The organism is Novosphingobium sp. BF6 (assembly GCF_058273105.1).
Genome location: NZ_CM177775.1, coordinates 2,494,978 through 2,521,824 on the forward strand (window position 1 = coordinate 2,494,978; position 26,847 = coordinate 2,521,824).

The following is a 26,847-nucleotide window of genomic DNA, read 5'->3' on the forward strand; positions in this document are numbered from 1 at the left end:
CACAGCGCTCTGCGCGCGCCGTGTCGATCATTGATATGGAGCGCCCCTACGCCATGTGCATGGCTTTTGCGAGGCATAAAATTTCCCGAAATGCGCTTTTTACTTTTGTTATCGTGCGCAGTCAGCTTTCCGGGATGGGGCCATAGCGGTTCTCGTCCGTCTTTCCGGAGCGGGCGAGCAGCAGCACCAGCACGCCGAGCGCACCCAGATAACAGAAGTTGTTGAGGAACAGCAGACCGAACAGGCGCGTGTCGAAGGCGGGATCGGCGAAGAGCACCGGCATCCGCGCGAAGCCGAAAAACAGGAAAGGCAGCGGCAGCAGCCCCCAGGCGCCGGAGCGCCCGGTATCGTGAAGCCGCCGGACCACGGCGGCGGCGATCAGCACGATCAGCAGGGCCATGATGCCCTCCATCGCCGTGAGGAACGGCGCGAGGTCCGGCATCAGTTCGGGATGATAACCGCCGATTTCGACCTCGTAATGCCCCGGACCGGAAGTGATCGTCGCCTGCTCCGGGTGCTCCAGCGCGAACTTGCGCATCTTCGCCATGGAGGCGAGCACCATCGGCATCGCCGTCGCAAAACCGCCGACCATAGCAATGCCCGCCACCACTGCCGCCCATGGCCAGAACCGGGCACGGGTCTCGCGGCCGGAGAATTTCGCCAGCCGCACAAGGTGATAGCCGATCATGTTGCCCCCTGATCCATCGCCGCGAGACTATCGCTGCGTCCGGGGGGCCGCAAGACGGGACAGGATCAACCGAGCCGAGCGACGACCGCGCTGCAAAGCCGCGTCATGCGCTCGGCCCAGAGCGCCTGGCCCGCTGGGTCGGCGATCTGGTCCTGCCGGATCTCGATGCTGAGATAGGGTCTGCCATGCACTTCGGCATGGCGGTTCATCGAGGCGTTGAGGATACGGCCCGAGTAAGGCTGCTGGTCGCCCACGGTCAGCCCTTCCGCTTCCAGCAGCGGGATGGCGAGGCGCGCGGCGCGGTCGTCCTCGTTGTAGAGGATGCCGATCTCCCAGGGGCGCGGCTTGTCGCAAGTCGCCAGCCCCGGCGTGAAACTGTGGAGCGAGACGATCAGCGCGGGCGGGCTTTCGGCAAGCAGCCTTTCGAGCGCGGCGTGATAGGGATCGAAGTAGGCCTCGACCCGCGCCGCCCGGCCCTCATCGCCGATGCGGTTGCCGGGGATTTCGTAGCCGTCCGAGACCTCCGGGAACATGCCGGGCATGCCGATATCGCGGTTGAGATCGCAAACCAGACGGCTGACCCCGGCGAGCCAGGCGGCAGTACCCGGCGCAATCATCTTCTGCGCCACGGCGGCGACGCCGATGTCGATGGCAATGTGCTGGTTCATCAGCTCAGCCGGAATGCCAAGATCGATGCCCTCGGGCACATGGTTCGAGGCATGGTCGGCGATGACGAGAATGCCGCCCTCGGTAGGCGTGCCGAGCAGGCTGTAGGGTTCGGTTTTCAACGCAGTTTCCCGGAGAGTTGCCACCAGTCGGGGTGTTCCGCCGCAATCCTTGCCGCGGCATGGCTTAAGGCTTCCTGACTTTCGTAGAGCGCAAAGCACGTCGCCCCGGATCCGGACATGCGGGCGAGGAAAGGCGCGGTCTCGCGCAGTGCGGCGAGGACATCCGCGATCACCGGGCAGATGGCGATGGCGGGACCTTCCAGATCGTTGCGGCCCGCCAGAGCGATCTCGCGCAAGCTTCCCTGCGGCATGGGGCCGCGATCCTGCCCATCCCAGGCTTTGAACACCGGCCCGGTCGGCACCGGCGCGCGAGGATTTACCAGCAGGACCGGGCAGTCTTCGAGGTCATTCTCTGCCACTTCGGCAAGATCGGTGCCGGTGCCGGTGCCAATGCAGGGCCGCGAAAGCACGCAGGCGGGTACGTCGGCACCGAGCCTTGCCGCGCGCTCGTGCCAGTCGTCGGGGAGGCCATGAACGCGCTCGACCATGCGGAACACCGCCCCGGCATCAGCGGAACCGCCGCCCAGCCCCGCCGCGACCGGCAGGCGCTTTTCGAGATCGACCGCCCAGCCTTTACCATGCGGAAGCGCGGTCAGTGCCTTGGCGACGATATTGCCGAAAGGATCGTCGATCTTCCCTGCGAATTCGCCGCGGGTGGTGAGACGGTCCTGCTCGACGGGCACCGCCGTCAGGTCATCTCCCGCATCGACGAAGGCGAACAGGGTTTCCAACTCATGGTAGCCGTCCTCGCGCCGTCTGCGGACATGGAGCGCGAGGTTGATCTTGGCGTAAGCGGTTTCGGAAATCATCGCTCCGTCCATGGCGCGACGCGGACTGGGAGGCAAGACAAGCCTTGGTCCCCCGCGCCCCACGTCTCACCATAAAGCCGCGTCATCCTGAACTTGTTTCAGGATCCATCGGGCCGCTTGTGCCGACGCGTCGTTGAATAAACTGCACCGGCAGCAAGCTAGCTAAAGCACCGCCCGTGCTGCGCGATGGACCCTGAGCCGAAGGCCAGCGCAGCTAAACAAGTTCAGGGTGACGAGGGAAATTTGCGAGGCGCGCGTTGAAAAAAGGGGAGAGCATCGCCCTCCCCTTCTCCATCACATATTCGGATAATTCGGCCCGCCGCCACCTTCCGGCGTGACCCATTCGATGTTCTGGGTCGGGTCCTTGATGTCGCAGGTCTTGCAGTGGACGCAGTTCTGCGCGTTGATCTGGAGCTTCATGCCCGAACCGTCCGGATCGACGAACTCGTAGACCCCCGCCGGGCAATAGCGCGCCTCGGGTCCGGCATAGAGCGGCAGGTTGATCGCGGTCGGCACCGCGGGATCCTTCAGACGCAGGTGAACCGGCTGGTCTTCCTCGTGGTTGGTGAACGAGTAGGACACGCTGGTCAGACGGTCGAAGCTGATGACGCCGTCGGGCTTGGGATAGGCGATCGGCTGGTAGAGATCGGCGCGCTGCAAGGTCGAGGCATCGGTGTGATGCTTCATCGGCTTGGCTAGGCCGAAGCCGAACAGCGTGCGCAGCCACATGTCGGCGCCCGCCAGCACCGTGCCGATCTCGCCGCCCCACTTGGCGACCAGCGGCTCGGCGTTCTGGACGAGCTTCAGTTCCGTCGCGATCCAGCTTTCGCGCACGGCGGTATCGTATTCGCCGAGCGTGTCCTGCTCGCGGCCCGCCTTGATCGCGGCGGCAATCGCCTCGGCGGCCAGCATGCCGCTCTTCATCGCGGTATGGGTGCCCTTGATGCGCGGCACGTTGACGAAGCCTGCCGAGCAGCCCGCCAGCACGCCGCCGGGGAAGGCCAGCATCGGCACCGACTGCCAGCCGCCCTCGTTGATCGCGCGCGCACCATAGGCGACGCGCTTGCCGCCTTCCAGGATCGCGCGGATCTCCGGATGCTGCTTCCAGCGCTGGAATTCCTCGAAGGGATAGACGTAGGGATTCTTGTAATCGAGCGCGGTGACGAAGCCCAAGGCCACCTGGTTGTTCGCCTGATGGTAGAGGAAGCCGCCGCCCCAGGAGTCGGTCTCGCTCATCGGCCAGCCCTGGGTGTGGATCACCCGGCCGGGGACATGCTTGTCCGCCGGGATGTCCCACAGTTCCTTGATGCCGATGCCGTAGATCTGCGGCTGGCAATCCGCCTCCAGATCGTACTTCGCCTTGAGCCGCTTGGTCAGGTGGCCGCGCGCGCCTTCACAGAACACAGTGTACTTGCCGAGCAGGTTCATGCCCGGCTGGAAGTCGCCCTTGGGATTGCCCTCTCGGTCGACGCCCATGTCGCCGGTCTGCACGCCGATCACGGCGCCCGCCGCGTCGTAGAGGATCTCGGCAGCCGGGAAGCCGGGGAAAATCTCGATCTCCAGCGCCTCGGCCTGCTCCGCCAGCCAGCGGCAGAGATTGCCGAGCGATCCGGTGTAGTTGCCGTCATTGGACATGAACGGCGGCATCACCAGATGCGGCAGGGAGAACTTCTTCTTCTTCGTGAGGTGCCAGTGCCAGTTGTCGGTCACCGGGGTCTCGGCCAGCGGACAGCCGTCCTCGCGCCATGTCGGCAGCAGTTCGTCGAGCGCCTTGGGATCGATCGTCGCACCCGAGAGGATGTGCGCGCCGATCTCCGAACCCTTTTCGAGCACGCAGACCGAAAGCTCCGGATCGACCTGCTTCAGCCGGATCGCCGTCGCCAGTCCCGCCGGGCCTCCGCCCACGATGACGACGTCGTACGGCATCTCTTCGCGTTCTATCATTGCGTCCACTGAGCAGGCCCCTAATTTAGTCGCTCGATTAATTTTCTCGAATTGCCTTGATTGGTGGAAGCCGAGAGGTCAAGACCCAGCCGATGGATCAGGCCCCAAATCGGCAATTTCTGGACGATATCACAGGTGCGCTCGGCTGGTGGCGCGAAGCCGGGGTCGATTTCGACTTCCTGGACGAGCCCCGCCAGTGGATCGTGCCAGAGGAAGAACAGGACGAAAACGGCGAACGCCTGCCACCGCGTCGCCGCCCGCCGGTGGAGGAAAATGCGCCTCCGCCGATGCCGACGCGCATCGATCCGGCGCTACTGCCAGTCGACCTTCCTGCCTTCCGCGACTGGTGGATGCGCGAATCGCTGCTCGACGACGGCGGCCCCCCCGGACGCATCGCGCCGCGCGGCGAAGCAGGCGCAAAGCTCATGATCGTCGTCGAAACTCCCGAGCCGCAGGACCGCGAAGACCTGCTGACCGGTGCGCAGGGCAAGCTGCTGGACGCCATGCTCGCCGCCTTCGGCACCCGGCGTGAGGACATCTATCTCGCCAGCGCCCTGCCGCGCCACGATCCCCTGCCGGACTGGCGTTCGGCGGAGACTCGCGGCCTGGGCGATGCGCTCGCCCGCCACGTTAACCTTGTGGCGCCGCAGCGACTCATCATGCTCGGCGGAAACGTCCTGTCGCTCGTCGGCCACGAATTGCCGCAACGCGCTGCCGTTTTAAGACAATTTCAGCATGAAGGAAGGGTTATACCGCTTCTGGCCGGGTGGGGACTCGCTGCGCTGATGCAACAACCGCGCGCGAAGGCGAGCTTCTGGAACGCCTGGCTGGAGTGGACACAGTCTGGAACTGACACAAGAAATTAACCGTACCGGAGACTTCGACGTCCTGAAGCGACGTTCCTTCTCCGGCAAAGCGGTCGCACGATGCGGGGAATGAATTTGAAACGATCCGGCAGGGAGAGAATCCGCAAGGAAGCAGGTCGCGTCAGCGCCGCCCTTGCCGTTCTCGCCGTTCTATCCGCCGCTGGCGCAAGCCCGGCTTTCGCCAACAGTGCCGCTGTGGAATATTTCCGCACGCGCGCCGACAACACGGCGGTCCCCTCGCTCCTCAGCCAGGACGACCGCACCTATTACAAGCAGGCGTTCGACGCGGTCGATTCGAAGGACTGGTCCACCGTGCAGCGGCTGCTGGCGGATCGCCCGGACGGCCCGCTGCACCAGCAGCTTCGCGCCGCCTATTACCTCGCCTCGGGCTCGCCCAAGATCGAACTGCCCGCGCTGGAATCGTGGCTGGCACAGGGCACCGATCTTCCGGGTGCCGACCAGATCAGCCGCCTCGCCCTGAAGCGCGGCGCCGTCAATCTGCCCTCACTGCCGTCGGAACAGCAGTTCGCCCGTCTGCCGACCATGGTTAAGCGCGTGCGCCCCTCCTCGATCAACGACGGCACGATGCCGGCGATGATCGCAAACGGCATCAACGATCGCATCAAGGCCGACGACCCCACCGGCGCGCGGGTGCTGCTCGACGGCATCGACGCCGGTCTCAGCCCTTCCACGCGGGCCGAATGGCGCCAGAAAGTGGCCTGGAGCTTCTATATCGAGAACCAGGACGCGCAGGCCTACCAGCTTGCGCAACTGGCCGCGATGGGCACCGGCCCCTGGGTCGGCGAAGCCTGGTGGACCGCAGGCCTTGCCGCCTGGCGCCTTGGCGACTGCGACGGCGCCGTCGATGCCTTCGACAAGACCGCCAAGTCTTCGGAAAATGCCGAACTGACCAGCGCGGCGCATTACTGGCGCAGCCGCGCACTGATCCGCTGCCGCAAGCCGGAGCAGGCTTCGGCCGCGCTGCGCCTCGCCGCCGCGCGGGACGAGACGCTCTACGGCATGCTCGCCGCCGAACAGCTCGGCATGAAACTGCCCGAACAGCACGCCGCCGCCGACTTCACCCAGAACGACTGGCAGGTGCTGCGCGGCAATGCGAACATCCGCACCGCCGTGGAACTGGCCGAGATCGGCAAGGACAGCCTGGCCGACGAAGTGCTGCGCCACCAGGCCCGGATCGGCACGCCCGATCAGTACGCCTCGATCACGCGCCTCGCCCGCGATCTCGGTTTGCCTTCGACCCAGCTCTGGATGGCCTACAACGCGCCTTTCGGCGGGAAGCCAGAGCCTGCAAGCCGCTTCCCGACCCCGAAATGGACTCCGGTGGGCGGCTGGAAGGTCGATCCGGCGCTGGTCTATGCTCATGCCCTCCAGGAATCGATCTTCCAGACCAGCGTCGTCAGCCCGGCGGGCGCACGGGGCCTGATGCAGATCATGCCTGCCGCCGCGCGCGACCATGCAGGCTCGCTCGGCTACAACGGCAATGCGTCTGACCTCAACAGGCCCGAAGTGAATCTCGCCTTCGGCCAGCGCCATCTGGAAACGCTGCGCAGCGATCCGGGCACGCAAGGCCTGCTGCCCAAGGTCATGGCCGCCTACAATGCCGGTCCGCTGCCGGTGCGCCGCTGGAATAGCGAAGTGAACTGCCAGGGCGATCCGCTGCTGTGGATCGAATCGCTGCCGTACTGGGAAACCCGCGGCTATGTGAACATAGTGCTGCGCAATTACTGGATGTACGAGCGGCAGGCAGGCGGTCAGTCGGAAAGCCGGATGGCGCTCGTGCAGGACATGTGGCCGACCTTCCCCGGACTCTCCGGATCGCAGGCCGTTCGCATGTCCGCGAACGGAGCTATCCTGCGTGGCCATTGACCCCGAACGTATTTTCAAGCCGATCCAGATTGCCGTCCTGACCGTCTCGGACACCCGAGACCCGGAGGACGACACGTCGGGCGATATCCTCGCCCAGCGCGTCGTCGATGCCGGACACACGCTGGCCGACCGGGCGATCGAGAAGGACGACGCCGAGGTCATCGCCGCGCGGCTGAACGCCTGGATCGACGATCCCAATGTCGACGCGATCGTATCCACCGGCGGCACCGGCCTGACCGGCCGCGACGTCACCCCGGAAGCGATCGACCGGGTGAAGGAACGCGACATTCCGGGCTTCGGCGAACTGTTCCGCTGGCTCTCCTACAAGAGCATCGGCACGTCGACCGTCCAGTCCCGCGCCTGCGCCGCCGTTTCGCGCGGCACTTATATCTTCGCCCTGCCCGGCTCGAACGGCGCGGTGAAGGACGGCTGGGACGGCATTCTCGCCGAACAACTCGACAGCCGCAACCGGCCCTGCAACTTCGTGGAACTGATGCCGAGGCTTCGGGAGAAGTAATTCAGGGGAAAATCGGCAAGCTGGCGGCTTCGGCTTCGCTCAGCGCGATGCCGAACACGTCGCCTAGCAGACGGGCATATTCGGCGGCGGTCTCCACTTGCCGCACCTCGCTGGCGCCGTTCCGGCTCAGCGTAAACTGACGGTCGCTCAGCGAGGCAAAGCCGCCTTCCAGCGCGATGCTGGCAATGCAGACCGTCGTGAAGCGCGTCGCCGGGCGGGTCGCGGTCCAGTGATTGCTCAGTTCCAGATCGTCCTGCGCCACCTCGGCGAGGTCGAAGACATATTGCGGCTGCCAATCGCCATGCGGAGCGGCGCGACCATCGGTGACGCTGACGGGTCCGGCCCGTTCCAATCGCCACTCACCGCCCAGCGAACCGCGCTCGCCGCTGCGCAGGAGGCGGTGCCAGGCGCCGTCGCCGGTCTGGACTTGCGCGCCGTCTTCCAGCGGCAGCGGCGGAACGTAAGAGCCGCCGAACCCGGCATCGGCAATCCACGCCTCGCCGCCGAGGTTGACCAGCAGCAGCGTATGGGTGCGCGGCGGCACAAGGCCGTCGCCCAGCCCCAGCAGCACGCGCGCCAGCAAGGGCCGGTTGACCAGACCTATGGCGGAGAGGACATCGGAAAGCAGCCGGTTCTGCTCGAAGCAATAGCCCCCGCGCCCGCGCAGCACGAGCTTCTCGAAAACGCTCTCGCTGTCGATGCGGATGCCCTCACCCAGCAGGATGGCGAGGTTTTCGAAGCCGATGGAGCGGCGGTGCGCCTGCTGGAGGCTGGCCAGCCCCTCGGGCGAAAGCGCGGGGGCTTCGGTAAGGCCGATGCGTTCGAAGTAGCGAGCGAGATCCATGCCCCGTCTCTGCACCCCGCGCGGCACCGGGGCAAGCCTGTGGATAAGCTGTTCGGAAGCAGGGGATGGCGGGTGGATAGTATGTGGGGAGCCGGGGGAAATCCTGTGGACTCCCCCCGGATACTCCGACTGGCCGTCAGGCCTGAACGGCCGCCATCGCATCGTGGAAGGCCTTGATCGCCGCCACTTCGTCGCCGTTCCAGACGGCGCCCGAGACCGCGAGGAAGTCCGCGCCCGCCGTGACAAGCGAACCGCAGTTTTCCGGCGTGATCCCGCCGATGGCCACACAGGGAATCTCGAAGATGCCCTGCCACCATGTCAACAGATCCAGCCCCGCCATGTGCTTCACCTGCTTGGTGGTGGTCGGGAAGAAGGCGCCGAAAGCCACGTAGTCCGCCCCGGCCTCGCCTGCATCCATCGCCATGTGGCGGCTGTCGTGGCAGGTCACGCCGATCTGCGCGTCGCGGCCGAGTGCATTGCGGGCTTCCTCGACAGTGCCGTCGTCCTGCCCGATATGCACGCCGTCGGCGCCGAGGCGCTTGGCGAGGCTGATCGAATCGTTGACGATGAAGGCCACGTCGCGGTCGCCGCAGATCTTCTGCAGCGGCTCGGCAAGGCGCGCGGCCTCGTGCTGGTCGAGGTCCTTGACCCGGAACTGGAACGCCGCGACCGGCCCCGCGTCGAGGGCGCGGGCCAGGCGTTCGGGAAATCCGCCGGCCACTTCCAGCGGCGAGATCAGGTAGAGCTGCGTCGGTTCGCGTTCGATATCGTCCATGGCTGCGGCACTAGCGGTTCCATGGGCACAGGAAAAGGCTTCGTCATGCGCGCAAACGCGATAGTTAGGGCAAGGTTCAGCCGCGATGCGGTTTTCTGCCGGAATTGCCCCTCGGCCCAAAACAGACACGTGTGAGGATCATGAAACGACGCGCCCTATCGACCGCCCTTTCGCTCATGACCGCCCTCGTCGCGCTTTCGGCTTGCCGGATCATTCCGGAAACGCCGGGTGGAGCGCCGCCCCGGCCCGTCGAGGCGAACCGCCCGCCGCCGCCTGCTCTCGAACCGGATGTCGTCGAAGCCGATCCCCAGCCCCAGACCGACAGTACGCCGCCGAGCGATTTCTACACCCCGCAGCCCCCTGCACCGGCGACACCATCACCCGGTCCCTACAGCGGCCCGCCTCTGGCCTATACCCGCATCGGCGAGACGATCTATGTCGATGGGCCGAAAGTGACCCCGCTGGCCCTGCTGGAGGACAGCCGCTGCGCCGCGGGAACCCAGTGCGTCTGGGCCGGACGCCTCCGCGTGCGGGTGCGCGTCGACCTCGGCTCAGGCCCGCGCGAAATGGACATGACGCTCGGCCAGCCCGTACAGGTCGCCGACGGCCAGCTCGATCTGCTGGACGCCCTGCCTCACCCCGTCGGCGGCAAGAAGCCCGCGCCGCTCGCCTATCAGTTCGGCTTCCGCTTCATGGGCGGCCTTTGAGAAACGAAAAGGGCGGCGCCTTGCGGCACCGCCCTTCCCTTCAAGCGAAATCCGTAGGGGCCGCTCAGGCAGCCGCAGCGGCGCCGATCTTCTGGGTCGAGCCCTTGAAGATCTCGTCGATCGCCTCGCCAAGCGCGGCATCGAACTCGGCGTCGCTCATGGGCGCGCGCAGGTCCTGAAGCAGCGCGCGGCTGAAGCTGGCAATGATGCCCTTGTTCTTCGCCAGTTCGACGCAGGCCTCGGGACGCTCGTAGCCGCCCGAGAGCGCAACGACGCGCAGCACCTTGGGGTGCGAAACGAGCGGATCGAACGTGCCCGGCACGATCGGCAGCGAGAGCTTGAGCATCACCCGCGTGCCTTCCGGCAAGGCGTCGAGGTTCTTGAGCAGCTCGGCGAGCAGGATCTCGTCGCAGGCGGCGCGGGTCTCGCTCTTGATGTTCACTTCCGGCTCGATGATCGGCATCATGCCGTGCGAAAGCACCTGCTGGCCGATCTCGAACTGCTGCTTGACGACGGCGGCGATGCCCTCGGCATTGGCCGAGTGGATGACCGAGCGCTCCTTGGTGCCGTAGACGCCGAGCGCCTTCGAGCGTTCGAGCAGGGCGTCGAGGGTCGGCATCGGCTTCATCAGCTGCACGCCGTTCGCCTCGTCCTCAAGACCCTTGTCGATCTTGATGAAGGGAACCACGCCCTTGGTGATCAGCGCCTGCGGAGTGGGCACGCCGGCGACTTCGCCATCCATGGTCCGCTCGAACAGGATCGCGCCGATCACCTTGTCTCCGGTGAATGCGGGCGAAGCGATGATGCGGGCGCGCATCTGGTGGATCAGGCCGAACATTTCCTCTTCGGTCGACCAGGCGCCTTCCTCGATGCCGTAGCCCTTGAGCGCCTTGGGGGTCGAACCGCCGCTCTGGTCGAGCGCGGCGATGAAGCCGTTCCCGCCGGCCATCTTGGCCGTCATCTCTGAAAATTCCATGGTTTTTCTCCTCCTGGATTGTGTGAGCAATCGTGAAACGGGCTTATTCTCCGAGGCTCCGTTTCGCAACTGCGGCAAAAGGCTATCCGTCCGTTGGGCGACCCGTTCCGGCGAAGAGCCGCGCCTGCCGACGGCGGCGCAGCATGTCGGACAGCAGGGTGCGCGCGGGCACGTCGATCCAGCGCACGCAGAACCACGCGGTGGCAAGGCAGGCGCCGAGATAGACGAAGGCCATCAGCACTTCGTTGTAATGCAGGTCGTCCTTGAAGTAGCGCATCGGCTCGATCAGCGCCCAGTGCACCGCATAGAGCGCGAAGGACACTTCGCCGACGAACCAGGCCGCCGGGGCGAGCCTGCGCGAGGGTTCGACGCGCGAGCCGAACCAGACCAGCAGCGGCGAGATCACCAGCGTGCAGGCGAGATCGAAATGACTCTCCGCGATCCATTTGGGATCGGCCAGCAGCATCGCGGCAATGGCGGCTAGGCACAGAAGCCCGCCCAGCGTCGCCGGTCGATGCGCGGGCTGGCGCAGGCGGGCGATCAGCATGCCCGCACAGAACGAATAGATCGTCCGCGCCAGGGCCAGCGACCACTCGTGCCAGACCGCGCCGATATTGCCCGAACCGTTTTCCAGCACGGCGGGAACGAAGCGCCATGCCGAGACCGCGCAGACCGCCAGCAGCGCCAGGCGCGGCAGGCGGAACAGCACGAGGATCATTACGAGATTGGCGACCAGCTCGTAGAACAGCGACCAGGCCGGGACATTGAGCGGGAACAGCGTCCCCGTCAGCGGCGAGGGGATCATCAGCGCATTCAGAGCCGTGCTGATGACGATCGTCGGCAGCTTCAGCGAAGTATCGCCGCCGGTATAATGCCGCACCACGCCCACGGTCGTCGTCAGCGCGATGCCGACGAGGAACAGCGGATAGAGCCGCACCAGGCGCTTCGTCATGAAATCGCCGGTACCCATCCCGCCCTGCCAGCGCGGCAGATAGCTGGTGCAGAGCACGAAGCCCGAAAGCGCGAAGAAGAAGTCCACCGCGACATAGCCGTGCGGGGCCTGCGAGATGTTGAAATGGAACAGCGCGACGGCAAGCGCGGCGATCCCGCGCATGCCGTCGAGCGTTACATAGCGGCCGTGCCAGGGCAGTTGCCGCTCGGGGCGAGCGGCAGGCATCGACGTGTTCATGCTTGCCGCCCCTCCCCAGCTATCGTCGGATCAGGCCGAAAGCGCGGCCACGCCGGGCAGTTCCTTGCCTTCCATCCATTCGAGGAAGGCGCCGCCCGCCGTCGAGATGTACGAGAAGTCGTTCGCCACGCCCGCGTGATTGAGCGCCGCGACCGTATCGCCGCCGCCCGCGACCGAGACCAGCGAACCTTCGCGGGTCAGAGCCGCTGCGGTCTTCGCCAGCGCCACGGTGGCCGCATCGAAGGGCACCGTCTCGAACGCGCCGAGCGGGCCGTTCCACACGAGCGTGCGGCAGGTCTTGAGCACGTCGCCCAGCGCTTCCACCGCGAGCGGGCCGACGTCGAGGATCATCTCGTCCGCCGCCACTTCGTGGACGTTGCAGGTGCGCAGGCTGGGCGGATTGGCGGCGAATTCCTTCGAGACCACCACTTCGTAAGGCAGGTGCACGGTGCAGCCCGCGGTGTCGGCGGTATCGAGGATCTCGTTCGCGGTGCCGGTCAGGTCATGCTCGCAGAGCGACTTGCCCACGTCCACGCCCTTGGCGGCGAGGAAGGTGTTGGCCATGCCGCCGCCGATGATGAGGTGATCGACCTGGGTCACGAGGTGCTTGAGCACGTCGAGCTTCGAGGAAACCTTGGCGCCGCCGACGACGGCCGCGACCGGCTTTTCAGGCTTGCCGAGCGCCTTGTCGAGCGCTTCCAGCTCGGCCTGCATCGAACGGCCCGCATAGGCCGGAAGCACATGCGCGAGGCCCTCGGTCGTCGCGTGGGCACGGTGGGCGGCGGAGAAGGCGTCGTTGACGTAGAAATCGGCGTTGGCGGCAATCGCCTTGACCAGTTCGGGGTCGTTCTTTTCCTCGCCCTTCCAGAAGCGGGTGTTCTCGAGGATGGCGATATCGCCCGCGCGCAGGATGCCGACGGTCTGCTTGACCACGTCACCGGCGATTTCCGGCACGAACATCACTTCCTTGCCGAGCACCTTCTCGACCGCACCGACCACCATTGACAGCGACTGGGTGGAAACGCGCTCGCCCTTGGGACGGCCGAAGTGGGCCAGCAGGAGGACCTTGGCGCCCTTTTCGGCGAGTTCCAGTACAGTCGGCGCCGCGGCGCGGATGCGGGTGTCGTCGGTGACGACGCCGTCGTTCATCGGCAGGTTGAGGTCCACGCGCACAAGCGCGACCTTGCCTGTCACGTCGCCAAGGTCATCAAGGGTCTTGAAAGCGCTCATTGCTCGATCCTCACGCAATTTCTTCTCGGATTCAGCACTGCGCCGCGAAAGCCCGGGTGGACTTTCGCGGCGACAGCAAAGGCGGCAGACCGATTGCGATCCGCCGCCATAGTCATTGTCAGAGCAGGCCTGCCATCACGCCGGCCGTGTCGACCATGCGGTTGGAGAAGCCCCACTCGTTGTCGTACCACGACAGGACGCGGACCAGCTTGCCTTCGAGAACCGAAGTCTCAAGGCTGTCGATGGTCGACGAGTGCGCATCGTGGTTGAAGTCGATCGAGACCAGCGGCTCTTCGGTGTAGCCCAGCACGCCCTTGAGTTCGCCTTCGGCCGCTTCCTTGAGCAGCGCGTTGACTTCCTCGGCCGTGGTGTCGCGCTTCGGCACGAAGGTCAGGTCGACCACCGAGACGTTCGGGGTCGGCACGCGGATCGACGAACCGTCGAGCTTGCCCTTCAGGTCCGGAAGAACGAGGCCCACGGCCACGGCGGCGCCGGTGCTGGTGGGGATCATGTTCATCGCGGCAGCGCGGGCGCGACGCGGATCACTGTGGATCTGGTCGAGGATCTTCTGGTCGTTGGTGTACGAGTGGATCGTGGTCATCAGACCGCGCTCGATACCGATCTTCTCGTGCAGGACCTTGGCGAAGGGCGCCAGGCAGTTGGTGGTGCACGAGGCGTTCGACACGACGACGTGCTCGGCGGTCAGTTCCTTGTGGTTCACGCCGTAGACGACCGTGAGGTCCACGCCCTTGGCCGGGGCCGAGACGAGCACGCGCTTGGCGCCCGCATCGATGTGCTTCGAGGCCGATTCCTTGTTGGTGAAGAAACCGGTGCATTCGAGCACGATGTCGACGCCCTGCGCGGCGTGCGGCAGGTTCGCCGGGTCACGCTCGGCGGTCACATGGATGCGCTTGCCGTTGATGACGAGGTCGGTGCCGTCGATTTCCACGGTGCCTTCGAAAGTGCCGTGGACGCTGTCGCGCTTGAACAGGAGGGCATTGGCCTTGGCGTCGGCCAGGTCGTTGATCGACACCAGCTCGAGGTCATGGTCCGTGCGTTCGAGAATGGCGCGGGCGACATTGCGCCCGATGCGTCCGAAACCGTTGATCGCAACCTTGGTCGCCATAGGTAAATTCTCCTGTTTACACGCTGAGCTTGTTGAGGATCTTCGGAACGATCGCATCGACGGTGAAGCCGAAGCGAGCGAACAGGTCCTTGGCCGGAGCCGAGGCACCGAAGCGGTCGAGACCGATGTTCAGGCCGCCGTTGCGGCTCTGTGCGGTATAGCGTTCCCAGCCCATGGTGATGCCGGCTTCGATCGAGACCTTCAGGATCGAGGCATCGTTGGGCAGGATTTCATGCTGGTAGGCTTCGTCCTGGGCGGCGAAAAGCTCCATGCACGGCATCGAGACGACGTCTGCGCCGATGCCCTGCGATTCCAGCTCGTCCTTCACCTTCACGGCCAGTTCGACTTCCGAACCGGTGGCGATCAGGATCACCTTGCGGTCGGCATCGGCATGGCGGAGCGTGTAGGCACCGCGGGCCGAAAGCATGTCGCCGGTCTTGCGCAGCTGCGGCAGGTTCTGGCGGGTCAGCGCGAGGACCGAAGGGGTATCCTCGGATTCGAGCGCGATGTTCCAGCATTCCGCCGTCTCGATCACGTCCGCCGGGCGGAACACGTAGAGGTTCGGGATCAGGCGCATCGACATCACGTGCTCGACCGGCTGATGGGTCGGCCCATCTTCGCCGAGGCCGATCGAATCGTGGGTCAGCACGTAGATCGCGCGGGTCTGCTGGAGCGCCGAGAGACGGATCGCGTTGCGGCAGTAGTCCGAGAAGATCAGGAAGGTGCCGCCGTAGGGGATCACGCCGCCGTGCAGCGCCATGCCGTTGAGCGCAGCGGCCATGCCGAATTCGCGGATGCCGTAGTAGACGTAGCGGCCGCCGTAGTTGTCCGGGGTGAACGGCTCCTGGCACTTGGCCTTGGTGTTGTTCGAGCCGGTAAGGTCGGCCGAGCCGCCGATCATCTCGGGGATCGCCGGGGCCAGCACGTTCAGCCAGTTTTCCGAGGCCTTGCGAGTGGCGACGGTCGAGTCGCCTTCCAGCCATTCGGCCAGCTTGGCGCGGATCGCGTCGGTTTCCGGCAGTTCGCCGGCCATGCGGCGGCCGAATTCCTCGCCCTTGTCCGAGGCTGCCAGACGGGCGAACCAATCGGCGTGGGCAGCAGCGCCCTTTTCACCGAGCGAGCGCCAGTCGGCCAGGATTTCGGCCGGGATTTCGAACGGTGCCGAAGTCCAGCCGAGGTATTCGCGGGCAGCAGCCACTTCGGCCTCGCCCAGCGCGGCGCCGTGCACGTCATGGCCGCCCTGCTTGTTGGGGGCGCCCTTGCCGATCACGGTCTTGCAGGCGACGAGCGTCGGCTTGTCCGAAGCGGCAGCCTCGGCCAGCGCGCGTTCGATGTCGGCGAAGTCATGGCCGTCGCACTCGAACACGTCCCAGCCCGAAGCGCGGTAGCGCGCCGGGATGTCTTCGCTGGTCGAAAGCGAGGTGTCGCCGTCGATGGTGATCTTGTTGTCGTCCCACAGAACCTTGAGGCGGCCCAGCTTCAGCGTACCGGCCAGACCGATGGCTTCGTGGTTGATGCCTTCCATGAGGCAGCCGTCACCGGCGATGACCCAGGTCTTGTGGTCGACCAGATCCTCGCCGAAGTTGGCGTTGAGCTGACGCTCCGCCATCGCCATGCCGACCGCCATGGCCAGCCCCTGGCCGAGCGGGCCGGTGGTGCATTCCACGCCTTCGATCAGGAAGTTCTCGGGATGACCGGCGCAGACCGAGCCGAGTTGGCGGAAGTTCCGGATGTCGTCCATCGTCGGGCTGGCATAGCCGGTCAGGTGGAGCAGCGAGTAGATCAGCATCGAACCGTGACCGGCCGACAGCACGAAGCGGTCGCGGTCGGCCCATTTGGGCTGGGCGGGGTCGAACTTGAGGAACTTCGAGAACAGGACGGTCGCGACGTCGGCCATGCCCATCGGCATGCCGGGGTGGCCACTGTTGGCCGCCTGAACAGCGTCCATCGACAGCGCCCGGATGGCATTGGCCATCGGCGCGAGACGGTCAGCAGCAAGGGTCATCGTGAAAGCTCCGGAAACGGAAGGAATGGGACGATTCGAACTTGCCGACCCCCTTTAGGGCGAGGCCGTCTCCCGTCAAGTTCGCCTGATAGCGGGTATAGGCCGCGCATATGGGGGCTTGTACATATATATGCCAATCGCGTGGCGCACATTCCGCCCGGCTGATCGAAAGCCCTGTGAACAAGGCCGTCCGATTGATTGCCTTTTGGCCATTTCACGGTAGCGCAAAATCGATGGACAAGGTGACCAACGAGGCCGCGACCGAGCAGGCAGTCGACAGGATCCGGGCAGCCCTCGCAAGGCTGGAACGCGCCGTATCGCAGAACCACGACTTGCAGGAGCGCCACGACCGCCTGCGCGGCACCGTAGAGGACGCGCTCGGCGAAATCGACGCCCTGCTTGCCGACGGCCTGCTTCCTAACGGCCAACTCTCTGACCGGAAGTCCTGAGGCGATGGCAAACGTCACGCTCACGATCGGCGGGCGCGAATTCATGCTCGCCTGCGCGGACGGCGAGGAAGCGCATGTCACCCGCCTCGCGCAGATGATCGACGAGAAGCTCGCGCAGGCCGGAGTCGTCGGCCAGACCGAACCGCGCATGCTGCTCTTCGCCTCGCTGATGCTGGCGGACGAACTGCACGAACTGCGCCAGCGCCCGGCAGCTACCGCTCCAGCGCCCGCTCCGGAGCCGGAAATCCCCGAAGTTCTGGTCGAGGAACTCGTGCGGATCGCGGATCATGTCGAAAATCTTGCAGACCTCCTTGAGCAGCGCGCTCCGAATGCCTAACTAGGGGGGGACGGGAACTGCCCGGCACGTGCCGTTCGAACATCCCTGAGGCTATAAGCAATCCAATGGGGGCTGTCCCTGCCCGGACCCTGGTCCGACGCATATGGTCCCCACCTGACGTCGAGGCGTCAGAGGATTTCTAGGAAACGACCCATGGTGGGCCCGTCACCCATTTTCAGGCCGGAAGGATTCTTCCGGCCTTTATCTTTTTCGGCATGAGCAGTGCCGGAATTCCGACATGCCGCGAAAGACCTTCGGTGCTATTGTCGCGGCCCTGACCAGATTTTGCAGGAATGGGACCCACGGTGGATTCGTCGCCTCCTCTCTCCCCGCCGTCCGAGAAAAGCGCGCTGCGCAAGAAGCACCGGGCCGCGCGCAGCGAACATGTCGCCTCGCTGCCGCAAGGCATGCGCGCACTCGTGCTCAACCGCCCACCCGCGCCCGTCGCCGAAATGATGCCCGAGGGGCTGACCATCGGCCTCTACGCCCCCGTCCGGGACGAAGCCCCGGCCTTCGGCTGGGCCCGCTGGCTCTCGGAGCATGACCGCCGGATCGCTCTCCCCTGGTTCGCCACGCGCGAAAGCCCGATGGAGTTCCGCGAATGGGACAATCCCTTCGACGAGGAACAACTCGTTGTCGGCCCCTGGGGCTCGCTCCAGCCGCCTGCGGAAGCGAAAGCGGTGGTTCCGGCGATCGTTGTCGTGCCCCTGATCGCCTTCACGGCCGAGGGACACCGACTCGGCCAGGGCGGCGGCCACTACGACCGCTGGCTGGAAGCCAATCCCGACGTTCCCGCGATCGGCCTTGCCTGGGACTGCCAGTTGGCCGACACTCTTCCCATGGAGCCGCACGACCGCATTCTCGATGCGATCGTGACGCCGACGCGAATCTACGAGGGAGAGATCTGACTTGCGCGAGACCCCGACCTGGCGAATCCCCATCGGGGTCCTCGGCCTGCTCGTCGCCCTGTGCGTCTATGGGCTGCTGATCGCGCGATATCTGCCCCTGATGATCGGAACATGGCATGCCCTGCTCCAGACGCCGGTCTACCTCGCGCTGGGGGTGGTATGGATTTTGCCGCTAAAGCGGTTCCTGATCTGGATGGAAACCGGACGCTGGGGGTAATTCCCCGGCGTTCTTTTTTGTCGCGCGCGATGGACAAAAGAAAAGGCCGGGCGTTAACCCGGCCTTTTTCGTTTCATTGCCTTACCACTTCCCGTGAAGGAAATGGCGCGAGTGACGGGGCTCGAACCCGCGACCTCCGGCGTGACAGGCCGGCACTCTAACCAACTGAGCTACACCCGCGCAGCAATGTGTTCGAGGTTTTTAGACTACCTCAAGTCCCTGGATTACCAGGATCTTTCCCAAGTGGCGCGAGTGACGGGGCTCGAACCCGCGACCTCCGGCGTGACAGGCCGGCACTCTAACCAACTGAGCTACACCCGCGTTCTTGCGGTTGCGTCCGCTTGGGAGGCCGCCCTCTATGTCAGCACCGGGTGGCTGTCAACGCGATATTCCAACCCCATGAAGATTTTTACGACCGAACCGCGACTAGCCTGTGGACAGTTTTGCCTGAGGCCCGATTTTGGGGGTGATTTTGCGATTTTCACCGCGCGGCAGCGGCTTCAGAGCGGCTCGACCGGCGGAAAATTCGCGAAAAAAATTTCTGGGCCGGGCTGAATCCTCTGCGGAGCCAGGGACGACGGGATTGGGTTGGGAAAGGCTTGCTACTGGGACAAGGACGGCGATCGCCCCTCGCTCAGAACGTCAGGAAGACTTGCGCGGCTTTTCGTATTTCCAGTTTCGGGTCTTTCCCTCGGCGATCCACTCGGCCGCCTGCGCCATGCGCTTGCCCCGCGTGACAAGCGTCTTCGCTTCGGTGATCCATTCGAGATAGTCGCGCCGCTGGGACAGGCTGAAGGCCTCGAACACCCCCTGCGCCGCCGGTGTAGACGCCAGCAGCGCCGCAAAATCTTCCGGCATCGCGATTTCTGGGCGCGGCTTACGTTCACCGCCGGTTTTGAGCGCGGTGCCCTTCTCCAGCACCCGCCCCAGCGCGGCCTGGAGATTCGCGGTCAGCACCGCCTCGTCCGGCAGATCGGCAATCTTCGTGATTCGCCCGAACTGCCCCATCGCGTCGCCTTGCCTACCATCGCCATGGATGACGAAAGTGCAGTGCGCCTTGAACGCCGCCATTCCGGCGACGTTCTTACCCTTTACCGTGAAGTGCGGCATACCCCACTTGATCGCCTCTTCGGCGCCGGGAAGCGCGCGGTGGGCCAGCGCGCGCAGATGTTCGAGAATCGGGCGGGCAAAGTCCGCAGCCCTTTCGATATAGTCATCGACGCGCGGATCCTTGCCCATTCACCCTCTCCCCTTACCCCGCGAGAATGAGCGCGGGAGCCTCGATCAGCGTCTTGAGGTCTTGCGCGAAGCTGGCGGCGTCCCAGCCGTCCACCACGCGGTGGTCGCAGGACATCGAGATATTCATGATCTTGCGCTTCTCGATGCGCTCCGCGCCGTCCGCGCCCTTCACGAACATCGGCCGCTCGACGATGCGGTTCGGACCGATGATCGCCACTTCCGGGCGGTTGATGACCGGCGTGGTCGCCACCCCGCCCATCGGCCCGAGCGAGGTGACGGTGATCGTCGATCCCGAAAGCTCGGACGACTTGGCCGAACCGTCCCGCGCCGCCTGCGCCAGACGGCCGATCTCGGTGGCGAGTTGCCAGAGATTGCGGTCCTGTGCATCGCGGATCACCGGGACCATCAGCCCCGCCGGGGTCTGCGCCGCCATGCCCAGATGGACCGAACCGTAGCGCGTCACCACGCCCGCCTCGTCGTCGTAGTGGGCATTGAGCATCGGATACCTGGGCAGCAGCTTGCAGATCGCCGTGATGAGGAACGGCAGCATCGTCAGCTTTGGCCTATCCCCCCTGCCCGCATTGAGCTGCGCGCGGGTTTCCTCCAGCGCCGTCACGTCGAATTCCTCGACATAGGCGAAGTGCGGGATCTGGCGCTTGGACGCGGCCATGTTCTCGGCGATGCGGCGGCGCAGGCCGATCACGCGGACCTGCTCGTCCTGCCCCTTGCGTCCCGCGGGCTGGAAACCGCCCGCGGCATTGTAGGACAGGAAGGCATCGAGATCGGAATGACGCAGGCGGCCGCCCTCGGCCGGGCGCACTTCGCCAAGGTCGATACCGAGATCGGCGGCGCGCTTGCGCACGGCGGGGCTGGCCATGACTTTGGCGTGGGGGGCAGTCGGCTTTGGCGCGGGCGTGGGTGTGCGGGCTTCGACAAGCTCAGCCTGAGCGGGTGTGGGTTTTGGCGCGGGAGTGGGAGCAGGTGCTACAGTGGTTTCGGTCTCCACAACCTCCGCTCGTGCTGAGCCCTGAGCTTGTCGAAGGGTCGAAGCACCGGCCACTGCCGCCTCAACATTCTCGACCACTTCAGCCTTCGGTACAGGCCCGCGATCGACTTCATTCCCCGCGCCTTCAACCTCGATCACCACCAGCGGCGAGCCGATGGCGATGACATCCCCTTCGGCACCCGCCACTTCGACGACCACGCCCGAAACCGGGCTTTCCATCTCGACCGTGGCCTTGTCGGTCATCATGTCGGCCAGACGGCCGTCCTCTTCGACCCTGTCCCCGATCTTGACGTGCCAGGCGACGATCTCGGCCTCGGCGATACCTTCGCCGATGTCCGGCAGGCGGAATGTGAAACGACCCATCGGATCAATCCTTCATGAGCCGATCGACCGCCTCGCCAATGCGGACGGGACCGGGGAAATAGGCCCACTCGAGGCTGTGCGGATAAGGCGTGTCGAAACCCGTCACGCGCTCCACCGGAGCTTCGAGATGATAGAAGCAGCGCTCCTGGACGAGCGTGACGAGTTCGGCGCCAAAGCCGGACGTGCGGGTCGCCTCATGTATCACCAGACATTTGCCCGTCTTCTCCACCGACTTTTCCACAGTGTCGATGTCGAGCGGGACGAGGCTGCGGAGGTCGATGATCTCGGCATCGACGCCCTTTTCGGCCAGCACCGCCTCAGCGACATGGACCATGGTGCCGTACGTCACGACCGTCAGGGCCGCACCCTCGCGCACGACGCGGGCCTTACCCAGCGGCACCTTGTAATAACCCTCTGGCACCTGGCTTCCGGGCAGCCCCTTCCAGGGCCGCGAGGGACGGTCGTAATAACCGTCGAACGGGCCGTTGTAGATGCGCTTGGGCTCGAAAAAGATGACCGGGTCGTTGTCCTCGATCGCCGCGATCAGCAGGCCTTTTGCGTCATGGGGCGTCGCCGGGATCACCGTTTTGAGACCGGCGACATGGGTGAACAGCGCCTCGGGGCTCTGGCTGTGGGTCTGGCCGCCGAAGATGCCGCCGCCAAACGGCGAACGCACCGTGATCGGCGCCACGAACTCCCCGGCCGAGCGATAGCGCAGACGCGCCGCTTCCGAGACGAGCTGGTCGAGGCCCGGATAGATATAGTCCGCGAACTGGATTTCCGGCACCGGGCGCAGGCCATAGGCGGCCATGCCCACCGCAGCGCCGATGATGCCGCATTCATTGATCGGCGTATCGAACACGCGGTTCTTGCCGAACTTCTTCTGAAGGCCTGCCGTCGCGCGGAACACGCCGCCGAAGTAGCCGACGTCCTCGCCCATGATGACGACATCGGGATCGCGCGCCATCATGATGTCGAGCGCATCGTTGATAGCCTCGATCATGTTCATCGGACGACTCGGCGCGTCGTGGAGGCTGATGGGGTTTTCCTCGATCATGGTCCTCACTCCTTCCACTCCGGCCATTTGGTCTGTCGCTCGCGGATCGCCTGTTCGGCCTGTTCCTGGAGATGCCAGGGCAGTTCCTCGAACACGTCCTCGAACATCGTGTGGAATGGATGGTGGAGGCCGTGGCCGAGGATGCCGTTCTTCTCGGCTTCCTTGGTCGCCGCCTTGACCTGCTCGGCCAGTTCACGGTCCATCGCCTCATGCCGTTCCTCGGACCATTCGCCGAGCGCGATCAGGTGCTTCTTGAGCCGCATGATCGGATCGCCGAGCGGCCAGTCCTCGGCCTCACGCGCGGAACGATAGGCACTGGGATCGTCCGAGGTGGAGTGCCCTTCGGCACGATAGGTGAAGTGCTCGATCAGGGTCGGCCCCTTGTTGGCACGGGCGCGGTTGGCGGCCCATTCCATCGCCGCATAGACCGCGAGGATATCGTTGCCGTCCACCCGCAACCCGGCGATGCCGTAGCCCCCCGCGCGCGCCGCAAAGGTCGTGCGCTCTGCCCCGGCAAAGCCCGAGAAGCTGGAGATCGCCCACTGGTTGTTGACCACGTTGAGCACGACCGGCGCGTTATAGACTGCCGCAAAGGTCATCGCCGCGTGGAAATCGCCCTCGGCGCTGGAGCCTTCGCCCACGAAGCTGGTAGCGATGCGGGTATCGCCCTTGATCGCGCTCGCCATGGCCCAGCCCACCGCCTGCGGGAACTGGGTGGCGAGGTTGCCCGAGATCGAGAAGAAGCCGTAGTCCTTGGCCGAATACATGATCGGCAGTTGTCGGCCCTTCAGCGGGTCGGCGCGGTTCGAGTAGATCTGGTTGACCATTTCCACCAGCGGATAGCCGCGGGCGATCAGGATGCCCTGCTGGCGGTAGCTGGGGAACACCATGTCGTCCGCCGCGAGCGCGTGAGCGCAGGCAATCGAGATCGCCTCCTCGCCGGTGGACTTCATGTAGAAGCTGGTCTTGCCCTGTCGCTGGCCGCGATACATGCGGTCATCGAAAGCGCGGGTCAGCGCCATCGTCGAGAGCATCCGGCGCAGGGTTTCGGGGTCGAGACCGGGATTCCATGGACCCACGGCCCGGTCGTCGTCGCCGAGGACGCGGACCATATCCAGCGTCAACGGCCAGGTTTCCCGCGCCTCGCAGGCCTCGTCCGGCCGGGCCAGAAGGCCCGGTTCGGGGATTCCCAGGTGGGTATAATCAACTGTATCGCCGGGCCGATACCTCGGCTCGGGGACATAGAGATCGAGTGGCGGCAGATTGCCGCGTAACTTGCCTGTGCGAACCGGGCCTTCGGCCATTCTGGTTATCCTCTCCCGACTTTCCGGGCCGCGGAAACCTGATCTGCGCTAGGAAAAAGGGACGAACCTAACGCGTTTCAAAATTCCACGGTCAGGTCATAATATTTCAACCTCCAGCAATGTCAATCCATCGAGAAAGTCTTCGCAACCGGCCCTAGACGGCCACAGGGGCGGCGATATGCGCCTGCGGCGCGTAGCCCGAGACCACGAAATCCTCGATCCGGTAATCGAAGATCGAATCGGGCCTGCGGGCGAATTCGAATCGCGCTTCTCCCTCGGGATTTCGGGAAAGCTGCTCTTCGACCAGCGCCGCGTGATTGAGATAGAGATGGACATCACCGCCCATCCAAACGGCCTCGCCCGGCTCAAGGTTGCATTGCTGCGCGAACATCCGCGTCAGCAGCGCCAGCGACCACATGTTGAAGGCGAAACCGAGCCCGAGATCGCAGCTGCGCTGATAGAGCGCGCAGGACAGGCGGCCATTGGCGACATGGAACTGATAGGTCTTGTGGCACGGCGGCAGGGCCATCGAATCGAGTTCGGCGACGTTCCAGCCCTCGATGATGTGGCGGCGGCTACCGGGACTGTTCTTCAGGCTCTCGATCACTTGCGCGACCTGGTTCACCCCTGCGGCGCGCTTGCGGTAAAGCCCCTCGCCCGCATCCTCGTAGACCGGCCAGTCCACCCATTGCTTGCCGTAGACCGGGCCGAGATCACCCCACTGCTCGGCAAAACCGGCATCCTCGACGATCCGGCGCGAGAACTCCGCTCGCTCGATCGCCTCACCCGTCTCGCGGCGATAGCGGTCCAGCGGCCAGTCGGTCCAGATTTCGACACCCTGCGCGCAGAGCGAACGGATGTTGGTATCCCCGGTCAGGAACCACAGGAGTTCGCGGGTCGCCGTCTTCCAGTAGACGCGCTTGGTGGTGAGCAAAGGCATCGCGCCGGTCGACAAGTCGAAACGGATCGTCGCCCCGAACACCGAGCGCGTGCCGACGCCGGTGCGGTCCACCCGCTCGTCGCCCTCTTCCCAGATTCGGCGCATGAGATCGAGGTATTGCCGCTCCCAGTGAGGCGCGGTGGTCGAAGCAACGGAATCGGCGGTGAGGATTTCGGTCATGCCGCGAAGCCTAGCCCATCGCGCGGCCCAAGGAAAAGAGCATCCACGCGCGGGGGCCAGACAGCAAAAAACCCAGCGTTTCCGCTGGGTTTCTATGCCTCACCCGAGGGTGAAAATGGTCGGGGAAAGAGGATTCGAACCTCCGGCCCCTGCCTCCCGAAGACTGACGGCGAATTGAAAGTGGCTGTTTTCTGCGGTTGTTGCAAGCCTAATCTTGCGGTTATTGACGTTATTCGGCGTTGGTTGCGGCAACGAAACGACAACAACATCATCGCCTCCGATCTGCGGCTTCGAGGGCCTTATCCATAAAGTCCGGCGAGTGGTGGGCATAGATGCGGGCGGTCGTTTCCGGGTCCTGTCCGAGCCACCCAGCGATATCCCACATCGGAACTCCATTCTGCGCCAACCAAGTTCCGCGCGTGTGCCTCAGGGTGTGGGGCGTCACATCGACCAATTCCGCGCGCGTTACGGCAGCTCGAAACCCCTTGTCGATTCGCAGGATCGGTTTGCCATCGATATGCACAACTGGCCCGATGTCGCTTGACCGGCGGCGCCATGCCAGCCTTAGGAAGGTCATGAGGCGGCGGGGGATCGGCAGTGTGGGGCGGCGCTTTTTGGTCTTCGCACGGCCAGGCACCGCGAAGGAAATTCGCTTCGCCTTGAGGTCTACCTGTGGCCATTTGAGCGAAAGGATCGCCTCCTTGCGAGCGCCGGTATAGAGCGCGATCAGCACGAACAGCGGAAGATAGAGCCGCGTGTCTCGCCCGCCATGCCTAGCCGAATTCAGTAGAATCGCTGCCTCTCGCACCGTCAACCATCGGTCCTTTGGGTCCGGCTTGTTGGGCAATGGAAGCGCAACCACTCGCGTCAGCTTGCCTTCCTTGAATAGGAAGTTCTGGGCCGCAGTGATCGTAGCTAGCTCGCGGCGAACAGTCCCTGGAGACTTGCCGCGGTGCCTGCCATATGCCTCGCAAGTCAGGGGCGTAATCTGGTCGAGCATGTTGTGCTCCCAGAACGGCAAGAGGGCTTCAACGGCATAGGCGATTCGCGCGCTGTCGGCAGCCTTTGGGGCGCGATGCTCCAGGTAGAAGGACAACGCCTCAGCCACGCCTATTTGCCCCGGCTCTCGCGGCCCGAGATGCTGATGACTTGCCCCGATGAATTTCGCGAGGGCTGCTTCAGCTTCGCGGCGGTCTGCCGTGCCAGTTGACCGAACGCACTTCTTCCCACGCTCGTACCAGAGAATGTAGAAGGCCGCTCGATCTGCGAGCCAATGGAGGCGGGGGCCTCGGTTTGGTCTTGGCATGTTTTCTGTTTCTCGATGAAGGTGGTTACGTCTTTTTCGTCGAAGAGGTAGGCCTTGCCGAGCCGAACGGCGGCAAGCCCCTTTTCCCTCATCGTGCGAAGGGTTCGCGGCGAAGGAATGCCGAACTGCTGGCAAACCTGCTCGGCGGTCAGAAGTCTCGTCACACTCCCTCTCCTTTCATTGCAGGCCAGCGGGCGATGCTATGGGGGGTCATGCAGACTTCTCCCTTGTTGTGCTTGCCCAAGGCCTCCAGCGCCTGCATGCGCACATCGTCGAGCGCTTCAGCCAAGGTCGAGGGTTGTTCAAGGTCGGCGTGGAAGCCGCTATCGAACCGATCGTCGCTGCCGGGAATGCCGACGATGCCGATATCCATGGTTTCGCTCGTCGGTGCGCACGAGGCATCACAAGACACCTGGCACTCTCCGACCGAGAACCACCAACCCGGCAGGTCGGCCTTGAAGCGGGCTATGGCTTCCTCAAGCCTGGTCGCTGGTGAAGTTATCCATGTCACGCCATCGCTCCCCGAATACTTTCCCTGGCCCTGATGTTCTCTACGATGTGATTGTACTTCTCGCGGGAGATGAGGCCGGAGTGCTCAAGCTGGGAGGCGGCGGCGAGGTCGTCTGGCTGAACCGGCGCGCGGGCTGTCCAGTGCGCAATAGCATCCTGCCGCGCCTCTTCGTGGTCGCGCTGGTTGACCGTGACTTGCGCCAGATCGCCCACAATGAACGATGGACTGGTATATCCCGGAATGCGGGAAGAACCGTGTGTGGGTCGATGGCGTGCCGTTGCAGAACGGGCAGCGCGGAAGCGTGCCTTCGAGCACCAAGCGGATGTCGGTTGCATCAGGCTCCAAGCTGATGGGCGCGGGCCTCGTGGCGGCCTGGTCGTCGGTCCGCAAGGCGATGCGGTGACGGGCGAAGGCTTGGACCATCGTTCCGTCGTCACATTTTCCGTCGCGGATGCGCTGCTGCCAATCGTGGTTTTTGTGACCCCGTATCGCTTTCACAGCATCGGCGGCTGCCGTTCGATCCGCCTGGGTCACCTCTACGGTGAAGGTCTTCATGCGGCACCTCGGGCTTTGGCGACGACATCTCGGCTTTGGACAAGGAGGGCTTGACGCGTGTGACCATCGACTGGTGTTCCGCAGGCCCACCTTGGGCTTTCAGCAGAAAGCCACACGAGACGCT

29 protein-coding genes and 2 tRNA genes are annotated in these 26,847 nt (G+C 64.8%); 9 read left to right on the top strand and 22 right to left on the bottom strand.

The features are described from left to right. Positions 1 to 121 precede the first annotated feature (121 nt). From AC4D6D_RS12050 to AC4D6D_RS12065, 4 genes are all read right to left on the bottom strand, one after another. Positions 122 to 688 (bottom strand): DUF805 domain-containing protein, encoded by a 567-nt coding sequence (locus tag AC4D6D_RS12050; protein ID WP_491325461.1) that lies wholly within the window; start codon positions 686 to 688, stop codon positions 122 to 124. Positions 689 to 753: 65 nt separating this feature from the next. Further along, the gene (locus tag AC4D6D_RS12055) at positions 754 to 1,476 is read right to left on the bottom strand and encodes an N-formylglutamate amidohydrolase (RefSeq protein ID WP_491325462.1); all 723 of its coding nucleotides are present in this window, start codon (positions 1,474 to 1,476) and stop codon (positions 754 to 756) included. Further along, a complete protein-coding gene (locus AC4D6D_RS12060; protein WP_491325463.1) occupies positions 1,473 to 2,285 on the bottom strand; it encodes a 4-(cytidine 5'-diphospho)-2-C-methyl-D-erythritol kinase in 813 nt (270 codons plus the stop codon). Before AC4D6D_RS12060 ends, AC4D6D_RS12055 begins: the two co-directional genes overlap by 4 nt. Before the next feature lie 294 nt (positions 2,286 to 2,579). Beyond that, on the bottom strand, positions 2,580 to 4,229 hold the full coding sequence (locus AC4D6D_RS12065; RefSeq protein ID WP_491325464.1) for an electron transfer flavoprotein-ubiquinone oxidoreductase: 1,650 nt from the start codon (positions 4,227 to 4,229) through the stop codon (positions 2,580 to 2,582). Positions 4,230 to 4,321: 92 nt separating this feature from the next. Between AC4D6D_RS12065 and AC4D6D_RS12070 the strand changes: the two genes are divergently transcribed. From AC4D6D_RS12070 to moaB, 3 genes are all read left to right on the top strand, one after another. Next, entirely contained in the window at positions 4,322 to 5,095 is a 774-nt protein-coding gene (locus AC4D6D_RS12070; RefSeq protein WP_491325465.1) for a uracil-DNA glycosylase family protein, read from the top strand. A gap of 69 nt (positions 5,096 to 5,164) precedes the next feature. Beyond that, on the top strand, positions 5,165 to 6,982 hold the full coding sequence (locus tag AC4D6D_RS12075) for a lytic transglycosylase domain-containing protein (protein WP_491325466.1): 1,818 nt from the start codon (positions 5,165 to 5,167) through the stop codon (positions 6,980 to 6,982). After that, positions 6,972 to 7,499, top strand: a complete 528-nt coding sequence (moaB, locus tag AC4D6D_RS12080) for a molybdenum cofactor biosynthesis protein B (protein WP_491325467.1) — start codon at positions 6,972 to 6,974, stop codon at positions 7,497 to 7,499. Before AC4D6D_RS12075 ends, moaB begins: the two co-directional genes overlap by 11 nt. 1 nt (position 7,500) lies before the next feature. On the opposite strand, the gene AC4D6D_RS12085 is transcribed toward moaB, so the two are convergent. Then, positions 7,501 to 8,343 carry an arylamine N-acetyltransferase family protein gene (locus AC4D6D_RS12085; RefSeq protein WP_491325468.1) on the bottom strand — a complete coding sequence of 281 codons (843 nt, stop codon included), beginning with the start codon at positions 8,341 to 8,343 and terminating at the stop codon, positions 7,501 to 7,503. A 136-nt stretch (positions 8,344 to 8,479) separates the two neighbouring features. Then, positions 8,480 to 9,118, bottom strand: coding sequence for a thiamine phosphate synthase (gene thiE, locus AC4D6D_RS12090; protein ID WP_491325469.1), 639 nt, complete (start codon positions 9,116 to 9,118; stop codon positions 8,480 to 8,482). Positions 9,119 to 9,258: 140 nt separating this feature from the next. Here thiE and AC4D6D_RS12095 point away from each other — a divergent pair, with 140 nt between their 5' ends. After that, on the top strand, positions 9,259 to 9,825 hold the full coding sequence (locus AC4D6D_RS12095) for a hypothetical protein (RefSeq protein ID WP_491325470.1): 567 nt from the start codon (positions 9,259 to 9,261) through the stop codon (positions 9,823 to 9,825). Between the two features lie 64 nt (positions 9,826 to 9,889). Here the strand turns inward: AC4D6D_RS12095 and AC4D6D_RS12100 are convergent, their stop codons facing one another. From AC4D6D_RS12100 to tkt, 5 genes are all read right to left on the bottom strand, one after another. Next, positions 9,890 to 10,801 (bottom strand): fructose bisphosphate aldolase, encoded by a 912-nt coding sequence (locus AC4D6D_RS12100; protein WP_491325471.1) that lies wholly within the window; start codon positions 10,799 to 10,801, stop codon positions 9,890 to 9,892. A gap of 82 nt (positions 10,802 to 10,883) precedes the next feature. Beyond that, positions 10,884 to 11,990 carry an acyltransferase family protein gene (locus AC4D6D_RS12105; protein WP_491325472.1) on the bottom strand — a complete coding sequence of 369 codons (1,107 nt, stop codon included), beginning with the start codon at positions 11,988 to 11,990 and terminating at the stop codon, positions 10,884 to 10,886. A 30-nt stretch (positions 11,991 to 12,020) separates the two neighbouring features. Beyond that, positions 12,021 to 13,220: a phosphoglycerate kinase gene (locus tag AC4D6D_RS12110; protein ID WP_491325473.1), complete on the bottom strand. Its 1,200-nt coding sequence runs from the start codon at positions 13,218 to 13,220 to the stop codon at positions 12,021 to 12,023. A 118-nt stretch (positions 13,221 to 13,338) separates the two neighbouring features. Continuing rightward, positions 13,339 to 14,346: a type I glyceraldehyde-3-phosphate dehydrogenase gene (gap, locus tag AC4D6D_RS12115; protein ID WP_491325474.1), complete on the bottom strand. Its 1,008-nt coding sequence runs from the start codon at positions 14,344 to 14,346 to the stop codon at positions 13,339 to 13,341. A 16-nt stretch (positions 14,347 to 14,362) separates the two neighbouring features. Next, entirely contained in the window at positions 14,363 to 16,351 is a 1,989-nt protein-coding gene (tkt, locus tag AC4D6D_RS12120) for a transketolase (protein ID WP_491325475.1), read from the bottom strand. A 233-nt stretch (positions 16,352 to 16,584) separates the two neighbouring features. Here tkt and AC4D6D_RS12125 point away from each other — a divergent pair, with 233 nt between their 5' ends. The 4 genes from AC4D6D_RS12125 (at position 16,585) to AC4D6D_RS12140 (ending at position 18,262) form a co-directional block, all read left to right on the top strand. Continuing rightward, complete coding sequence (locus tag AC4D6D_RS12125; RefSeq protein ID WP_147215576.1) at positions 16,585 to 16,800, top strand: hypothetical protein; 216 nt, start codon at positions 16,585 to 16,587, stop codon at positions 16,798 to 16,800. A 4-nt stretch (positions 16,801 to 16,804) separates the two neighbouring features. Further along, positions 16,805 to 17,137 carry a cell division protein ZapA gene (locus tag AC4D6D_RS12130; RefSeq protein WP_491325476.1) on the top strand — a complete coding sequence of 111 codons (333 nt, stop codon included), beginning with the start codon at positions 16,805 to 16,807 and terminating at the stop codon, positions 17,135 to 17,137. Between the two features lie 305 nt (positions 17,138 to 17,442). Then, positions 17,443 to 18,045, top strand: a complete 603-nt coding sequence (locus AC4D6D_RS12135) for a 5-formyltetrahydrofolate cyclo-ligase (protein WP_491325477.1) — start codon at positions 17,443 to 17,445, stop codon at positions 18,043 to 18,045. A 1-nt stretch (position 18,046) separates the two neighbouring features. Further along, positions 18,047 to 18,262: a DUF2842 domain-containing protein gene (locus tag AC4D6D_RS12140; RefSeq protein WP_491325478.1), complete on the top strand. Its 216-nt coding sequence runs from the start codon at positions 18,047 to 18,049 to the stop codon at positions 18,260 to 18,262. Between the two features lie 103 nt (positions 18,263 to 18,365). On the opposite strand, the gene AC4D6D_RS12145 is transcribed toward AC4D6D_RS12140, so the two are convergent. The 11 genes from AC4D6D_RS12145 to AC4D6D_RS12195 all read right to left on the bottom strand — a co-directional run bounded on the left by AC4D6D_RS12145 (position 18,366) and on the right by AC4D6D_RS12195 (position 26,380). After that, positions 18,366 to 18,442, bottom strand: a tRNA-Asp gene (locus tag AC4D6D_RS12145). A gap of 64 nt (positions 18,443 to 18,506) precedes the next feature. Continuing rightward, positions 18,507 to 18,583: transfer RNA gene (locus AC4D6D_RS12150), tRNA-Asp, on the bottom strand. Positions 18,584 to 18,904: 321 nt separating this feature from the next. Beyond that, complete coding sequence (locus AC4D6D_RS12155) at positions 18,905 to 19,501, bottom strand: YdeI/OmpD-associated family protein (RefSeq protein WP_491325479.1); 597 nt, start codon at positions 19,499 to 19,501, stop codon at positions 18,905 to 18,907. Positions 19,502 to 19,514: 13 nt separating this feature from the next. Then, positions 19,515 to 20,870, bottom strand: a complete 1,356-nt coding sequence (locus AC4D6D_RS12160) for a dihydrolipoamide acetyltransferase family protein (protein WP_491325480.1) — start codon at positions 20,868 to 20,870, stop codon at positions 19,515 to 19,517. A gap of 4 nt (positions 20,871 to 20,874) precedes the next feature. After that, entirely contained in the window at positions 20,875 to 21,927 is a 1,053-nt protein-coding gene (locus AC4D6D_RS12165) for an alpha-ketoacid dehydrogenase subunit beta (RefSeq protein ID WP_491325481.1), read from the bottom strand. A gap of 5 nt (positions 21,928 to 21,932) precedes the next feature. Then, positions 21,933 to 23,231 carry a thiamine pyrophosphate-dependent enzyme gene (locus AC4D6D_RS12170; protein WP_491325482.1) on the bottom strand — a complete coding sequence of 433 codons (1,299 nt, stop codon included), beginning with the start codon at positions 23,229 to 23,231 and terminating at the stop codon, positions 21,933 to 21,935. Positions 23,232 to 23,385: 154 nt separating this feature from the next. Beyond that, positions 23,386 to 24,351, bottom strand: a complete 966-nt coding sequence (gene thyA, locus AC4D6D_RS12175; protein WP_491325483.1) for a thymidylate synthase — start codon at positions 24,349 to 24,351, stop codon at positions 23,386 to 23,388. Between the two features lie 268 nt (positions 24,352 to 24,619). Further along, a complete protein-coding gene (locus AC4D6D_RS12180; protein WP_491325484.1) occupies positions 24,620 to 25,459 on the bottom strand; it encodes a tyrosine-type recombinase/integrase in 840 nt (279 codons plus the stop codon). A 2-nt stretch (positions 25,460 to 25,461) separates the two neighbouring features. Continuing rightward, positions 25,462 to 25,821: a helix-turn-helix domain-containing protein gene (locus AC4D6D_RS12185; protein WP_491325485.1), complete on the bottom strand. Its 360-nt coding sequence runs from the start codon at positions 25,819 to 25,821 to the stop codon at positions 25,462 to 25,464. Beyond that, a complete protein-coding gene (locus tag AC4D6D_RS12190) occupies positions 25,818 to 26,030 on the bottom strand; it encodes a hypothetical protein (RefSeq protein WP_491325486.1) in 213 nt (70 codons plus the stop codon). The genes AC4D6D_RS12185 and AC4D6D_RS12190 overlap by 4 nt, the downstream gene beginning before the upstream one ends. A gap of 134 nt (positions 26,031 to 26,164) precedes the next feature. Then, the gene (locus tag AC4D6D_RS12195) at positions 26,165 to 26,380 is read right to left on the bottom strand and encodes a hypothetical protein (RefSeq protein WP_491325487.1); all 216 of its coding nucleotides are present in this window, start codon (positions 26,378 to 26,380) and stop codon (positions 26,165 to 26,167) included. An 8-nt stretch (positions 26,381 to 26,388) separates the two neighbouring features. On the opposite strand from AC4D6D_RS12195, the gene AC4D6D_RS12200 reads away from it, so the two are divergent. Continuing rightward, positions 26,389 to 26,571, top strand: coding sequence for a hypothetical protein (locus AC4D6D_RS12200; RefSeq protein WP_491325488.1), 183 nt, complete (start codon positions 26,389 to 26,391; stop codon positions 26,569 to 26,571). Positions 26,572 to 26,847: the final 276 nt, after the last annotated feature.

Bases quoted from the DNA above. Each gene is read 5' to 3' on its own strand.
- AC4D6D_RS12110 (WP_491325473.1), bottom strand. From the start codon at position 13,220: ATGAGCGCTTTCAAGACCCTTGATGACCTTGGCGACGTGACAGGCAAG.
- AC4D6D_RS12160 (WP_491325480.1), bottom strand. From the start codon at position 20,870: ATGGGTCGTTTCACATTCCGCCTGCCGGACATCGGCGAAGGTATCGCC.
- AC4D6D_RS12125 (WP_147215576.1), top strand. From the start codon at position 16,585: ATGGACAAGGTGACCAACGAGGCCGCGACCGAGCAGGCAGTCGACAGG.
- AC4D6D_RS12060 (WP_491325463.1), bottom strand. From the start codon at position 2,285: ATGATTTCCGAAACCGCTTACGCCAAGATCAACCTCGCGCTCCATGTC.
- thiE (WP_491325469.1), bottom strand. From the start codon at position 9,118: ATGGACGATATCGAACGCGAACCGACGCAGCTCTACCTGATCTCGCCG.
- AC4D6D_RS12190 (WP_491325486.1), bottom strand. From the start codon at position 26,030: ATGGATATCGGCATCGTCGGCATTCCCGGCAGCGACGATCGGTTCGAT.
- tkt (WP_491325475.1), bottom strand. From the start codon at position 16,351: ATGACCCTTGCTGCTGACCGTCTCGCGCCGATGGCCAATGCCATCCGG.
- AC4D6D_RS12200 (WP_491325488.1), top strand. From the start codon at position 26,389: ATGGACTGGTATATCCCGGAATGCGGGAAGAACCGTGTGTGGGTCGAT.
- AC4D6D_RS12095 (WP_491325470.1), top strand. From the start codon at position 9,259: ATGAAACGACGCGCCCTATCGACCGCCCTTTCGCTCATGACCGCCCTC.
- AC4D6D_RS12065 (WP_491325464.1), bottom strand. From the start codon at position 4,229: ATGATAGAACGCGAAGAGATGCCGTACGACGTCGTCATCGTGGGCGGA.
- AC4D6D_RS12130 (WP_491325476.1), top strand. From the start codon at position 16,805: ATGGCAAACGTCACGCTCACGATCGGCGGGCGCGAATTCATGCTCGCC.
- AC4D6D_RS12170 (WP_491325482.1), bottom strand. From the start codon at position 23,231: ATGGCCGAAGGCCCGGTTCGCACAGGCAAGTTACGCGGCAATCTGCCG.
- AC4D6D_RS12155 (WP_491325479.1), bottom strand. From the start codon at position 19,501: ATGGGCAAGGATCCGCGCGTCGATGACTATATCGAAAGGGCTGCGGAC.
- gap (WP_491325474.1), bottom strand. From the start codon at position 14,346: ATGGCGACCAAGGTTGCGATCAACGGTTTCGGACGCATCGGGCGCAAT.
- AC4D6D_RS12105 (WP_491325472.1), bottom strand. From the start codon at position 11,990: ATGAACACGTCGATGCCTGCCGCTCGCCCCGAGCGGCAACTGCCCTGG.
- AC4D6D_RS12085 (WP_491325468.1), bottom strand. From the start codon at position 8,343: ATGGATCTCGCTCGCTACTTCGAACGCATCGGCCTTACCGAAGCCCCC.
- AC4D6D_RS12165 (WP_491325481.1), bottom strand. From the start codon at position 21,927: ATGATCGAGGAAAACCCCATCAGCCTCCACGACGCGCCGAGTCGTCCG.
- AC4D6D_RS12100 (WP_491325471.1), bottom strand. From the start codon at position 10,801: ATGGAATTTTCAGAGATGACGGCCAAGATGGCCGGCGGGAACGGCTTC.
- thyA (WP_491325483.1), bottom strand. From the start codon at position 24,351: ATGACCGAAATCCTCACCGCCGATTCCGTTGCTTCGACCACCGCGCCT.
- AC4D6D_RS12075 (WP_491325466.1), top strand. From the start codon at position 5,165: ATGAATTTGAAACGATCCGGCAGGGAGAGAATCCGCAAGGAAGCAGGT.
- AC4D6D_RS12050 (WP_491325461.1), bottom strand. From the start codon at position 688: ATGATCGGCTATCACCTTGTGCGGCTGGCGAAATTCTCCGGCCGCGAG.
- AC4D6D_RS12070 (WP_491325465.1), top strand. From the start codon at position 4,322: ATGGATCAGGCCCCAAATCGGCAATTTCTGGACGATATCACAGGTGCG.